The organism is Shewanella sp. SR1, assembly GCF_020447145.1.
Classification (GTDB): domain Bacteria; phylum Pseudomonadota; class Gammaproteobacteria; order Enterobacterales; family Shewanellaceae; genus Shewanella; species Shewanella baltica.
Window position 1 is genome coordinate 43,843 of record NZ_JAJAEF010000012.1, and the last position, 14,183, is coordinate 58,025.

The following is a 14,183-nucleotide window of genomic DNA, read 5'->3' on the forward strand; positions in this document are numbered from 1 at the left end:
GTCGTGAGTGCTGCTATTGTGAATGCCGTTAAGCAATGTGGTTATTTTAATCAAGGTCAGTGCCTTTCTTGCCGGCATATTCAGCAGCCTCTAGTGCAGCAAGTGGCGGTTAAAACCCAAACGTTACAGCAATTACTCGCGCCTTTTATTCCCGTAAATGCGGCAGAAATTTTTCTGCCACCCATTACTGGCGATGACAGTGGCTTTCGTAATAAAGCCAAAATGGTGGTGCTCGGTGCCGCCCATGAACCCGTGTTGGGGATTGTGAGCCCAAGTGGCGAGGCGGTAGATCTTTGCGACTGTCTGTTATATCCCGCTGATATGCAAGCCTTGTTGCACCGTTTAACCCGCTTTGTGCAGCAGGCGGGGCTTCCTCCCTATCGGGTTGATAAAGCCAAGGGCGAGCTTAAGTTTATTTTGCTAACCCGCAGCCAAGTACGCGGCGAGTATCTACTGCGTTTTGTGCTGCGATCACACAATGGCATTGAACGTATCGAACGCGAATTACCTGCATTACTGGCCGAATATCCGCAGATAAAAGTAGTGTCAGTCAATATCCAACCGATTCATATGGCAATCCTTGAGGGCGATGAAGAGATTTTTTTAACTGAGAATACTAGGCTTGAAGAGCGTTTTAATCATGTGCCTTTGTTCATTCGGCCCAAGAGCTTTTTCCAGACCAATCCGCAGGTTGCGGCTCTGTTATATCAAACCGCCCGTGAGTGGGTCGCCGAGTTTTCTCCTCGCTCGTTATGGGATCTGTTTTGTGGCGTCGGCGGTTTCGGACTGCACTGCGCATCCAATGACATTACACTCACAGGGATTGAAATTGAAGCCGAGGCGATTGCCTGCGCGCAAATGTCAGCGCAAATGATGGGGCTCGAAAACGTGCAATTTATGGCGCTCGATTCCACCGACTTTGCCAAGGGCAAAAGCGCTGCCGATAAGCCGGATTTGATCATTGTTAATCCACCAAGGCGCGGCATTGGCGAGGCTTTATGCCAGTCATTAAGCGAGTTTGCGCCTAAGGCGATTCTTTATTCCAGCTGTAATCCCAAAACCTTAGCGAAAGATCTTGAGCATATTCAAGGTTATCACTTAACCAAGGTGCAGCTATTTGATTTGTTTCCCCATACGGATCATTTTGAAGTCTTAGCTATGTTGGTGAAGGATTAATCTTTTAGCCCATCAATTTATCAGTAAGAATTTGTTCTTACTCGCTTTATTATTCTTGAAATCCGCTCAAACTATCTTAAGGGCTCTGCTGTGTGGGGCCCTTGTTATGCTTTTATCTGCGTTGCTCGCGTGAAACTTCATCAAAATGTCTTTTTAGTGGCATAATCTTCAGCACTTTATGCATTGAATGGCGGCGATTTATGCTACAGATTTTCCTACGCTTTTTTACCTTAGGCTTGATGAGTTTTGGCGGGCCTGCGGCGCACATTGGTTATTTTCGCCAGACCTTTGTTAATGAACTCGGTTGGCTCGATGATAAGCGTTACGCCAGTCTTGTCGCCTTAAGCCAATTTATGCCGGGGCCAGGGTCGAGCCAAGTGGGCTTTGCCATTGGTTATCAAAGAGGCGGGCTGGTGGGTGCGCTTGCTGCCTTTGCTGGTTTTACGCTACCTTCCTTTATTTTGATGTACTTACTGGCGGTAACAACGTCGGCGTGGCTCGCTAATCATTATGTTCAAGGGATGATTTATGGGCTTAAGTTAATGGCCGTCGTTGTGGTTGCCGATGCCGTTCTTGCCATGTTTAAGCAGTTCTGCCAACGCAAATCCGCCCGTTTGTTAATGCTTGCCAGTGCTGCGGCGATTTTGATTGCGCCATTTATGTGGACGCAAATCCTCCTGTTACTCGGCGCTGCGACTATCGGTATTTATAAATTGAGTGCAACGCAAGATGACACTGCGCCGCTTGCACCGATTCGCTTGAATTATCTCTATTTACTGCTCTTTTTTGTGTTACTCATCGGCAGTTTTTTTATGGTGGATTTCGGACCAGAGGCTTGGATCTTCAGCGAGTTTTACCGCGTAGGGAGTTTAGTGTTCGGTGGCGGTCATGTGGTGCTACCTCTGCTAGAAACAGCAGTGGGCGATACCATAGGCGGCGATCGTTTTCTGACGGGTTATGCCTTTGCCCAAGCTGTGCCTGGGCCTATGTTCACATTCGCGACTTTTTTAGGCGCCGAAGTCATGCTAGATAAACCTTTCATGGGGGCTTGCATCGCGACTACTGCCATTTTTTTACCCGGATTTCTCCTTATGCTGGTGGGCCTGAAGAGTTGGCATGCGATTGCGGCAAGACCGAAAATTGCTGGTGCGATAGCTGGCGTCAATGCCTGCGTTGTTGGCTTACTCGCGGCTGCACTTTACCAACCGGTTTTTTCTCAGGCGGTATTCTCGGGCAAAGATATGGCCTTGGTATTGCTCGGTTTTGGTGCATTGAAGTTATTTAAACCACCCATGCTGGTGCTAGTTTTAGGCTTTAGCTTGTGTGGGATCTTGCTAAATCTGCTTTGAACTGAGGGCGATTAATTGCAGGTTTCTTGAGCAAGATTAAGATTTTGTTACTTTAAGCGCATAGAGAAATAACAATGTTAGCTATACTCCAAAGATACAAGTTGTATTCCTTTGGAGCATTCAAGCATGTCTAAGTTGAGTTTACGCAATAAATTACTATTGCTATCGCTGTTCCCTTTGATCTTCGCATTATTCATATTGATATCGGTTTCCTATTATGTCGAACAAGATGCACTTGCCGCTGAAGTGGTCACTTTTAAAACTAAGCTCGTTGGTGAGCGCAAACAACAAATCAAAGAAGCCACCGAAATTGCCGCTGGGATCATTAATTATCAATTGTCGTTAAAAGAACAAGGCAATGTGAATCAAGCACTCAGAGACATACGTTTCGGTAGCGCGGGTTACTTCTTTATTTATGATTCCCAAGGTAAAAGCATCTTTCATGCCCTAATCCCAAGTTTAGAAGGGCAAAACAAGATGGATATGACAGATCCCCGCGGAACTAAAATTATCGTCGGCCTGCTCGACGCCGCTAAACGTGGCGATGGTAATTTCTCCTACTACTACCAAAAACCCAATACTAATGAGCAGATTGAGAAGATCAGCTACGCCATGATGATCCCGGGCACAGACTGGATGTTAGGTACTGGGGCCTATATCGATGATATCGATGCCGTTGTTGAGGAATATCGCGCCACAGTGACAGAACAAATGGCAGATAAATCCTTCGCCATTTTACTGATAGCACTGTTCCTTACGGGTATTACTGGCTTTATCATCATGATCGCTGCCCACCGTATGGTCGTGCCAATCAAGAATATGGCTGATAACTTGAATGATATCGCTAAGGGCGAAGGGGATTTAACCAAACGACTCGCCGTAAAAGGGGAGGACGAAATCGCTCAACTTGGACGTTCCTTTAACCTCTTTGTCGATAAGCTGCAAAATATCATCGGCGATGTGGCGACGGCGACCGCTAAAGTGAAAACAGCGGCTAATGCGATTCATGCGCAAACTAAAGTTATGTCGAGTCAGTTAGTCAGTCATAACAATGAAACCGATCAGGTGGTGACGGCGATTACTGAGATGTCGTCCACCGCTAACGAAGTGGCAAAAAATACCACTCAAGTGGCTGAGGCGACCCACGCAGCAACGGGCGATGTGGCTAATGCCCAGCGCTGTGTTGATGCTTCGCTTGAGGAGATTGCGTCTTTAATGTCGCAAATCAATAATGCGGCGGGCAGTATCAAATCACTCAGCGAGCAATCCCAGAAAATCAACAGCGTACTGTCAGTGATTGGTGGTATTGCCGAGCAGACCAACCTATTGGCATTAAACGCCGCCATCGAAGCGGCCCGTGCCGGTGAACAGGGCCGAGGTTTTGCTGTGGTCGCCGATGAGGTGCGTAACTTAGCCAGCCGCACTCAAGCCAGTACGTTAGAAATCAATGAGATGTTATCGGCATTACATAAGCTAGTGACCCAAGCCGTGAAAGCGATGGAAGAGAGTCAACAAAGCTGCGTGCGTTCGGTGGATTCTTCTCGCACGATTTCCGACAGTCTGGGTTCAGTGACTTCGGCTGTGACTGCGATTAACGATATGAGTACCCAAATTGCGGCAGCGGCGACAGAGCAAAGCTCAGTGACCGAAGAAATTAACCGTAACGTGTATGCCATCCAAGAGATTGTGAATGAGCTACTGCACTCCAGTGAAGATGCGGCCAGAGTGAGTCTGACGGTATCAGAGGAAGGCATTAACTTAGGTAAATTAGTGGGGCAGTTTAGGATTTAATCGCCTCAATCTTGAATAAAAACGGGAGACTTAAGGTCTCCCGTTTTTATTTGGCTCGTTTATTTTTTAAACCGTTAACCGTTAACCGTTAACCGTTAATTCAGCTTAGTTAATTCATCCAAGCTAATTCGTGTTAGCCAATCCACTCTAGCCAATGCACGTTAACCCATTCATCTTAGCTCACTTCCTTTTATCAATCTTCTCGGCAACCCGTTCTACCCTCACAGAGCAGACCTTATACTCTGGGATAAAAGCAACAGGATCGAGTGCATTGATGGTGAGTTTATTCGCAGCAGCCTCAACAAAATGAAAGGGCAGGAATAGCACGCCAGCTTGGGCTCTTTTCGTCACAAAGGCGTCGATTTCAATTTCGCCGCGACGGGTCGTGAGTTTGATTTTATCGCCATTGCCTATGCCGAGTTGCTCAGCGTCATAGACTGAAATCATTACTTTAGGCGAGCCGAGTAAGTCGAGCCCCGCTGTTTTACGGGTTAAGGTGCCTGTGTGGAACTGTTCCAGTAAACGTCCGGTTGAGAGGGTGAGCGGGTACTCACTGCAGGGCATTTCTGCGGGTAAGCGATAACTCACTGGCGTAAACTTGCCTAAGCCGCGGGTGAATTGACCTTGGTGCATGATGGGCGTTCCCGGATGGGTTGCATCTGGACAAGGCCATTGAATGCCTTGGGGAATTTTGCCGTAATCTCCAGTGCTTAATCGCTGCCAAGTAATGCCACGATATTGTGGTGTCAGCTCATTGATTTCCTGCCAAATCGCTTTTTCATTGGGGTAATCCCAAGCGGCGCCCATCGCATTGGCAATGGCTTGGACAATTTGCCAGTCGGGCAGGGCTTCGCCTGGCGGTAACAGGGCTTGTTCGAGTCGCTGTACTCGCCGTTCTGTGTTAGTGAAATGACCGCGTTTTTCGACAAACGCGGCGGCGGGCAGAACCACATCGGCAAGCTCGGCGGTTTCGGTGAGGAAGATATCCTGCACCACTAAAAAGTCGATAGCGTTAAGGGCCCTAAGCACATGGGCTTGGTCAGGATCGCTCAATACAGGGTTTTCGCCCATTACATACAAAGCTTTGATTTTCCCTTTGGAAATATCATGCATCATGTGGGTTGCGGTTACGCCAATCTCCGCCGATAACGGCGTTTGCCAATGTGCCTCGAAACGCATTCTGGCATGAATGTCGGTGACTTTTTGGTAGCCACTGAAGAAGTTAGGCAGTGCGCCCATGTCGCAGGCACCTTGCACATTACTTTGCCCCCGCAGTGGGTTAATCCCCGCACCCTCAACCCCGATATTGCCGCACAGAAGTTGTAGATTAGATATGGCGGTGACATTATCGTGTCCCGTCGTGTGCTGGGTAATGCCCATAGCATAGTAGACTGCGGTTTTCTCCGCCGTGCCTATGGTGCGGGCGATGCTGGCGATATCTTCGGCTTTAACGCCGGTTATCAAGGCCGCGTTTTCAAGACTGTAATCTACTTTTTTGAGTTCAGCATAGAGAGCATCCACGCCTTCGGTGCGTTCAGCGATATAACGTTTATCCTGCCAGTCATTACGGATGATTTCCGCCATAATCGCATTGAGTAACATGACGTCAGTGCCGGGTCTGTGGGCGACATAAAGCTGTGCACTGTCGGCAATGGCGACACGTTTAGGATCGGCCACCATTAGTCTCGCGCCATGCAAAGCCACGGCTTGCTTAATTTTCGAGGCGATGATCGGGTGAGCACCGCTGGTGTCTGAGCCTATGATAAAAATCACATCCGATGCTTGAATGCTCGGAATGTCATTGGTCATAGCGCCACTACCAATACTCTGCTGCAGCCCTGTTACCGTAGATGAATGACACAGACGGGCGCAGTGGTCGATGTTGTTGGTGCCGAGTATGCTTCTGACAAATTTTTGCAGCAGGAAGTTTTCTTCATTGGTGGCTTTTGCCGAGGCCAAGCTTGCCAGTGCATTGCTGCCATATTGCTGTTTTATTTGCTGTAAATGTTCGGCCACATAGGCGATGGCTTCAGGCCAACTACTTGGCGTGAGCTGGCCATTTTTACGAATGAGTGGCGTGGTGAGGCGTTTTTCACTGTGAATAAAATCGAAGCCAAATCGCCCTTTGACACAGAGCATGCCTTGGTTAACCACAGACTCTTTGTTGCCTTCGATATGACGGATCTGATTAGTGCTGGCATCGATTTTAAGGTCGAGCCGACAGCCTACGCCGCAATAGGTACAAATCGTTGAGGCGGTTTTGAGTGGCGTTTCATCGCCTTGGCGTTTATCCCGTGCATCGACGAGTGCGCCTGTTGGGCAAACCTGCACACAGTTACCGCATTGCACACATTTGCTATCGGCCATGCTGGCGCTAAAGCCGACTCTCGGTGCGCGGCGTTCGATGGTTTCGCTTATGTCCTGCGGCAGTGCTTGATAGGAATCATGGGCAAATTGAATCGCACAATGGCCACTTTGTAGCTGGCACACATCAACGCACTTACCGCAGCTAATACAGCGATTTGCATCAAATTGAATGAACGGACTCGATTTATCGACCGAAAACTTACGCGCGCTTTGAATGTTGAGTGACTTAGGTTCGACATGGTAGTCGGTCGCATAGTCCCTTAATTTACAATCCGTATTAGCTTGGCAGGCGCATTCGAGGCATCGCGCGGCTTCTTGCATCGCGGCATCGGGAGCAAAGCCTAGCTCGACTTCGCCGTAATTGAGTAAACGCTGCACCGCACTCAGCTCGGGCATGGTCAAACGGGCTTTACGCGGTACGGCGGGATAAAGATCGGTTGCGGGCAAGTTTTGTGTCACCGCTTTGCTGATGGCTTTAGCGGAATTAAATGCATCGGCATGCAGATCGCAACTTAAGCCTTGTTTGAGTAATTTATCTATGGCGATGGCGGCTTTATGGCCATCACCTATGGCGGCAACTGCGGTGGCAGGACCGCGGCGCGCATCCCCCACCACAAAGAGCTTTTCAACCCCAGATGACATAGTGTGCTCGCAGCCAATAAAGGTATTCCAGCGGCTAAGAGCAAGTGTGCCTTGGCTTAAAGGACTGGCGGGATCGTGCATGAAACTCAGGTCGGGAGTTTGCGATACTGCGGCTATCACAGTATCAAAATCTTGGGTAAAGGTTTCACCGGTATCAACGGGAGCGCGTCTGCCAGAGGCATCGGCTTCGCCGAGCGCCATTTTGGCAAAGGTGACGGCGTGGACTCTGCCTTGCTCATCGCTATGGTTTGCAAGCGGATTGGTTAAAAAATGAAACTTTACCCCTTCGACTTCGGCCTCGTGTACTTCGTAAGCTTCGGCGGGCATTTCTGCGCGGGTGCGGCGGTAAATTAAGGTGACATCGCAGCCTTCACGTACCGCAGTGCGGGCGCAATCGATAGCCGTATTGCCGCCACCAATGACGGCGACTTTTTTACCTAAAACAAGTGTCTTTTCGAGACAATGATCTTTTAAATAATCAACGCCTAAGTAACAACCTTTGAGCGTGCTGCCGGGGTAATCCATAGGCACGGCTTTTTGGGCGCCAATGGCGAGACAGACGGCATCGAAATCTTCAACTAATTGATTTAAATGCACCTCATGGCCGAGGCGCATTTCTGTGTGTATGGTTAAGCCGTTATGGCACAAGAGTTCGATTTCTTTATCGAGTATCGCCTTAGGTAAACGATATTCAGGAATGCCATAGCGCAGCCAGCCACCAGCCTGTGGCATAGATTCGAATATCTCAACACTATGGCCTTGGTTTGATAAGTAATATCCTGCACTTAATCCTGCTGGGCCCGCTCCAATAATCGCGACTTTTTTGCCCGTGTCGGGTTGGCGTGGCGGCACATAACTCGTGCCTCCCTTTTCGCCATCGGCGAGATCGAGATCAGCGGCGTGGCGTTTTAATTGACGAATGGCGATAGGCTCATCTACTAGCCCACGGCGACATTGCGCCTCACAAAAAGCGGGGCAAACTCGGCCAATAGATAGCGGCAGTGGCAAGGTTTGTTTAATGACTTTAACGGCTTCGGTATGGTTGCCTTGGGCGATGTGATACAGGTAACTCTGCACATCGACGCCCGCAGGGCATGCCTGTTGGCACGGGGCTTCGCAATCGGCGAAATGATCGCTCAAGATTTCAGTCAGTGCTTGTTTGCGTTTTTGGCTTAAGAATTCAGACTGAGTTATCACCCGCATGCCCGCTTCGATAGGCGTTTCGCAGGCGCGTACGCAGCGCAAACTGGCATCGGCATTTTCAATTTGGACGACACACAAATTGCAGGCTTGCTTGTCTGCTTGTGCGTGAGTGTGTGCATGAGTGCCTAATTGCTGCGAGGCTGCGCTGGGATCACATAAGCTGGGTATGGCTATGCCCGCGGCATGTGCCGCTTGCAGTAGGTTATCGGTCGAGTTAACCGATAACACTTGGTCATCAATTCGAAGTTCTATCATCCCATGGCCTTTTTATATGTAGGGTGCTTAGCTGCTATAGCGCGGGGCTGCAGGCTTAGGTTGCTTCGAGTATACCTAGACAGCTTTAGAAGACGTTTATGGGCGAGGGAAGTTTGCAACAGAATTGCAGCTTGAATCACAAACCTAGTGCAGACTGTGCGCTGATGAATGTTTGTTCGAATTGAGCCGTGATTAGGTTGGTGGTATTTGGGCTTTTTAGTGGTAATTTCATTGATATTACGAATGTTTTCTTGGCAGGTCAGTCGTTATTTGGGTCGCGTTTGGCCTACTGAATCACTTGGCTTGGCTAAATTTAAGTAAGATCACAGTCTTAACTCTGCGCTTTTTGTTAGTCTCGGCATTGGCAATGTGGCCTTTTAGGCCGGAAAATAATCCTTGTTATCCCATTTAATAAACAGTGCCCCCCTAGGTTTACCAGCCTGGTTAGGTTAAAATGCGCGGTTGCAAATACTGTTAATCATCGCCTCTTTTAGTGGAAGATCAATTAAAGCGGCCAAATAAAGAAAGTTGAAAATTCATGTTTGAAGTTAATCCAGTAAAATTCAAAATTAAGGAGCTTGCCGAGCGCACGCAGCTTCTTAGGGGGTATCTTTGACTACGATGCCAAAAATGAGCGTCTAGAAGAAGTTACCCGTGAGCTTGAAAGTTCAGAAGTGTGGAATGACCCAGAGCGCGCCCAAGCCTTAGGCAAAGAGCGCGCCAGCCTAGAAGCTGTGGTCAAAACCATAGATGATATGGACTCAGGTCTTGAAGATGTTGAAGGCTTACTCGAGCTGGCTATTGAAGAGGAAGATGAAGACACTTTCAACGAAACCAGTAAAGAGCTGGATTATCTCGAAAGCCGCCTTGCCGATCTCGAATTCCGCCGTATGTTCTCCGGCCCGCAAGATGCGTCAAACTGTTATTTAGACATTCAGTCTGGCAGTGGTGGTACCGAAGCCCAAGATTGGGCCAACATGGTGCTGCGTATGTACCTGCGTTGGGGCGAAGCCCATGGTTTTAGCCCAGAGTTGATGGAAGTGACCGATGGTGACGTGGCCGGTATTAAAGGCGCGACCATCAAGTTCACTGGCGAATATGCGTTTGGTTGGTTACGTACCGAAACGGGCGTGCATCGCTTAGTGCGTAAGTCGCCATTCGACTCATCGGGTCGTCGCCATACGTCATTCTGCTCTGTGTTCGTTTATCCAGAAATCGACGACGATATTACTATCGATATCAACCCATCGGATCTGCGTATCGACACTTACCGCGCATCGGGCGCGGGTGGTCAGCACGTTAACAAAACAGAATCGGCGATTCGTATTACCCACTTACCGACTAACACAGTCGTGCAGTGTCAGAACGACCGTTCACAGCACAAGAACAAAGACGCTGCGATGAAGCAGCTGAAAGCAAAACTGTTTGAGTTAGAAATGCTCAAGCAAAATGCCGACAAACAGGCCGCAGAAGACGCTAAGTCTGATATCGGCTGGGGCAGTCAAATTCGCTCTTATGTATTAGACGATGCCCGCATTAAAGACTTACGCACAGGCGTTGAAAACCGTAGCACTCAAGCGGTACTCGATGGCGATCTGGATAAGTTTATCGAAGCCAGTTTGAAATCTGGGCTGTAATTAATTCAAGGTATAGACGAGAAATAAGATGACTGAACAAGTAATTGATGAGAACAAACTGATCGCCGAGCGCCGTGCCAAGCTAGAAAGCATCCGCCCAAACTGTAGTGCTAATGCGCATCCAAATACCTTCCGTCGCACCCATAAAGCGGCTGAACTGCAAGCACAGTATGGTCAAAACACCAAAGAAGAACTCGAAGCCTTAGGTTTTAAGACCAGCATTGCTGGCCGCATTATGGCAAAACGTGGTCCTTTCTTAGTGATCCAAGACGTGTCTGGCCGTATTCAAGCCTATGCTGAAAAAAGCGTACAAGCTGATTTGAAAGAGCGTTTTCAAGGTCTGGATATCGGTGACATTATCGGTGTAACGGGTCAGCTGCATTTGTCTGGCAAAGGCGACTTATACGTCAATATGGAACAGTACGAGCTACTGACCAAGGCGCTGCGTCCATTGCCTGCGGACTATTATGGTCTGGCCGATCAAGAAATGCGCTACCGTCAACGTTACGTGGATCTGATCGTTAACGAAGATTCGCGCAATGCCTTTATCATGCGTTCTAAAGTGGTTTCTGCAATCCGTAACTTCATGATCAAAAAAGAGTTCATGGAAGTTGAAACCCCTATGATGCACGTGATCCCAGGTGGTGCTTCGGCCCGTCCTTTCATCACTCATCACAACGCCTTAGACATGCCAATGTACCTGCGTATCGCGCCAGAATTATATCTGAAGCGTTTAGTGGTAGGTGGTTTTGAGCGTGTGTTCGAAATCAACCGTAACTTTCGTAACGAAGGTCTGTCGCCACGTCATAACCCAGAATTCACTATGATGGAATTCTATATGGCTTATGCAGACTATAAAGATCTGATGGACTTAACCGAAGAAATGCTCAGCTCGATTGCTATCGAACTGCTCGGTAGTGCGCAAATGCCATACGGCGAGCACACTGTTGATTTCGGTGGCCCATACGCACGTTTAAGCATGTTAGAAGCGATTCAGAAGTACAATCCTGATAACGCGACTATCCAAGCTATGACCTATGAGCAAGTGAAAGATGTTGAATTCATGCGTGATTTAGCGAAAAGCTTAGGCATGAAGATTGAGAAGTTCTGGACTTGTGGCCAGCTGCTTGAAGAAATCTTCGGTGAAACTGCTGAATGGCAATTGATGCAACCGACCTTCATCACTGGCTACCCTGCGGACATTTCACCACTGGCACGTCGTAACGATGACAACCATTTCATCACTGACCGTTTCGAATTCTTCATCGGTGGCCGCGAAGTGGCTAACGGCTTTAGCGAGCTGAACGATGCTGAAGATCAAGACAACCGCTTTAAAGCGCAGGTTGACGCGAAAGATGCAGGCGACGATGAAGCTATGTTCTACGATGCAGACTATATCACTGCACTGGAACACGGTTTACCACCAACGGCAGGTCAAGGTATTGGTATCGACCGTTTAGTGATGTTGTTCACTAACACTCATACTATCCGTGACGTGATCCTGTTCCCAGCGATGCGCCCACAGGCGTAATGCAGTCGAACAAGGCATTTCGTTGTTGTACATTTTGTTGCATTAGCTCTTAGCCACGCGACTTTTAGTAAGTCGTAACAGGTTAAGTTTGCAGTGAATAGTTTAGGTATAACCAAACCATCACAGTGATGAATGCCCTAAAAACCAGCCATTTGGCTGGTTTTTTGTTTTCTAAAATAGCTAAAAATGATGCGTGCTAGAGTCGAGCTATTAGCGACCTAAAAATAGGTTAGATGAACATCATCAAGTGGCATGTGAGTTTCAGGTGTTGCTATCGATTGTAGTGTAGATTGCGGGTTTAGTTTGTGAGTGTCGATTGTGGTTTTAACTTGGGGTTTCATATTGGGATGTCAGGAAACACTCGCCACGCTGCAGGCATCCAATCGCCAGTTACACACGATATTGGCTGTGTTCATTTCATTATTGGTAGAGAATATTTACGGGAAGACCTAGGGTGAAGGGGTTAAGAGGCGGCAATCAGTGAATGCCAAAATAGCAGGCTACATTACTGACGTTATAAACAGTACGATGAACTATTTTTAAACGCATTTATTCAGCTATACCCACTCCTGTGGCTGTTTCAGATAATCAACCCGACATTAGTCTAATAGTGTGTTGCTTGACCTCAGTAGCTAACTCAATGAAACTCTCCATTAAATCACCTCCTACTAAAGTATGGATAATTAAATAATGTTAATTTTCTTTATTTGTATCGCACTCTTAGTGCTTGCGTACAAGTTCTATAGCCCCTTTGTGGAACGTCAAGCGGGTATAGATCCTAAAGCCAAGACGCCGCAGGCGAGATTCGAAGATGGCGTCGATTATGTTCCGGTTCATCCGGCTAAAGCGTTTCTGATCCAATTCCTCAATGTCGCAGGTGTGGGACCGATATTTGGTCCGATCCTTGGTGCCTTGTACGGTCCCATTGCCTTAGTGTGGATTGTGTTGGGAAACATTATTGGCGGCGCGGTGCACGATTATTTTTCTGGCGTGCTCAGTATTAAAGAAGACGGTAAGAGTTTGCCTGAGATCGCTGGCCACTACTTTAACATCTACTTTAAAGGTGTGATGTTGCTGTTTACCGCCATGCTGCTGTTTTTTGTGGGCGTGGTCTTTATCATGAGCCCAGCAGGTTTGCTGAGTAATCTCGATTATTTCAAAGACACCATCTTTGGCAATAACACCTTCTGGGTGTTAGTTATTTTAGCCTATTATTTTTTGGCGACTATGCTGCCGATTGATAAAATCATCACTAAACTGTATCCCGCATTTGGTTTGTTGATGATAGTGATGACGGTTTCTATCGCAGTTGCCCTGATGCTCAATGCGCCGCAGTTACCTGAAATGGGTGATGTGTTCGCTTATTTTGATCACAGCCATTACAACAACGAGTTACTTGAGCCAAATCCAGACGGATTACCTGTATGGCCACTGTTGTTTGTGACGATTACCTGTGGTGCGATCAGTGGTTTCCATTCGACTCAAGCGCCTATCATGGCCCGTTGTTTGACCAACGAGAAGTATGTGCGTCCCGTGTACTATGGCGCTATGGTTGCTGAAGGTATTGTTGCTTGTGTATGGGCAACGGCCGGTATTGCGGCTTTCCCTGGTGGTTATGTTGAGCTTAAGAGTCTGCTCGACCAAGGTGGCCCAGGTTTAGTGGTGAACCAAGTGGCGACGACTTATCTCGGTGTGGTGGGTGGCATTATGGCGATTGTGGCCGTGGCTATCTTCCCGATCACTTCTGGTGATACCGCGTTCCGTTCGCTGCGACTGACGATTATCGACGCCTTCCATATTCCGCAAAGCATGCGTAATCGTTTACTTGTCGCGGTACCTATTCTCACGATTGCGTACTTAATGACGAAGATCGATTTCTCTTTGATTTGGCGCTACTTTGCCTTCTCAAATATGCTGCTATCAACCAGTGTATTGTGGTTAGCGACTAAGTATTTGTTCGATCGCGGGACCTTCCATTGGATTGTCAGCCTGCCAGCCATTGGCGGCACCAGTGTCACAGTTTCTTACATTATGACTGCGGGTATTGGTCTGGGTTTACCACAACCTTTGAGCCAGCCTGTGGGTATCGCAGTCGGGGTTATCTGTTTAATTGCGCTGATCATTGCGCACAATCGCCGCAAACCTGTGGCAGACGTTAAATAGTCCGTTATGCCAAGTTTGACCGTATAGACACAAGGGCTGCATTTTGCAGCCCTTGTTTTTTTATGATCT

The 14,183-nt window shown here is 48.0% G+C and carries 7 protein-coding genes; 6 read left to right on the forward strand and 1 reads right to left on the reverse strand.

All coding sequences use genetic code 11. The features are described 5' to 3' along the window. The first annotated feature begins 3 nt into the window (after positions 1 to 3). The 3 genes from rlmC (at position 4) to KV201_RS12895 (ending at position 4,316) form a co-directional block, all read left to right on the forward strand. Positions 4 to 1,176, forward strand: coding sequence for a 23S rRNA (uracil(747)-C(5))-methyltransferase RlmC (gene rlmC / locus KV201_RS12885; protein WP_226059551.1), 1,173 nt, complete (start codon positions 4 to 6; stop codon positions 1,174 to 1,176). 200 nt (positions 1,177 to 1,376) lie between these two features. Beyond that, complete coding sequence (chrA, locus tag KV201_RS12890) at positions 1,377 to 2,525, forward strand: chromate efflux transporter (protein WP_226059552.1); 1,149 nt, start codon at positions 1,377 to 1,379, stop codon at positions 2,523 to 2,525. Between the two features lie 126 nt (positions 2,526 to 2,651). Beyond that, positions 2,652 to 4,316 (forward strand): methyl-accepting chemotaxis protein, encoded by a 1,665-nt coding sequence (locus tag KV201_RS12895; RefSeq protein ID WP_226059553.1) that lies wholly within the window; start codon positions 2,652 to 2,654, stop codon positions 4,314 to 4,316. Positions 4,317 to 4,496: 180 nt separating this feature from the next. On the opposite strand, the gene fdhF is transcribed toward KV201_RS12895, so the two are convergent. Then, positions 4,497 to 8,783 carry a formate dehydrogenase subunit alpha gene (fdhF, locus tag KV201_RS12900; protein ID WP_226059554.1) on the reverse strand — a complete coding sequence of 1,429 codons (4,287 nt, stop codon included), beginning with the start codon at positions 8,781 to 8,783 and terminating at the stop codon, positions 4,497 to 4,499. A 538-nt stretch (positions 8,784 to 9,321) separates the two neighbouring features. On the opposite strand from fdhF, the gene prfB reads away from it, so the two are divergent. The 3 genes from prfB (at position 9,322) to KV201_RS12915 (ending at position 14,114) form a co-directional block, all read left to right on the forward strand. After that, a protein-coding gene (gene prfB / locus KV201_RS12905; protein WP_006080387.1) for a peptide chain release factor 2 occupies positions 9,322 to 10,420 on the forward strand; the annotation gives its coding sequence in 2 pieces (ribosomal slippage) (positions 9,322 to 9,396 and positions 9,398 to 10,420; 1,098 coding nt in all). A gap of 28 nt (positions 10,421 to 10,448) precedes the next feature. Then, entirely contained in the window at positions 10,449 to 11,951 is a 1,503-nt protein-coding gene (gene lysS / locus KV201_RS12910) for a lysine--tRNA ligase (RefSeq protein WP_006080389.1), read from the forward strand. A 690-nt stretch (positions 11,952 to 12,641) separates the two neighbouring features. Next, positions 12,642 to 14,114 (forward strand): carbon starvation protein A, encoded by a 1,473-nt coding sequence (locus KV201_RS12915; protein ID WP_226059555.1) that lies wholly within the window; start codon positions 12,642 to 12,644, stop codon positions 14,112 to 14,114. The last annotated feature ends 69 nt before the right edge of the window (positions 14,115 to 14,183 follow it).

Bases quoted from the DNA above. Each gene is read 5' to 3' on its own strand.
- lysS (WP_006080389.1), top strand. From the start codon at position 10,449: ATGACTGAACAAGTAATTGATGAGAACAAACTGATCGCCGAGCGCCGT.
- chrA (WP_226059552.1), top strand. From the start codon at position 1,377: ATGCTACAGATTTTCCTACGCTTTTTTACCTTAGGCTTGATGAGTTTT.
- KV201_RS12915 (WP_226059555.1), top strand. From the start codon at position 12,642: ATGTTAATTTTCTTTATTTGTATCGCACTCTTAGTGCTTGCGTACAAG.
- KV201_RS12895 (WP_226059553.1), top strand. From the start codon at position 2,652: ATGTCTAAGTTGAGTTTACGCAATAAATTACTATTGCTATCGCTGTTC.
- fdhF (WP_226059554.1), bottom strand. From the start codon at position 8,783: ATGATAGAACTTCGAATTGATGACCAAGTGTTATCGGTTAACTCGACC.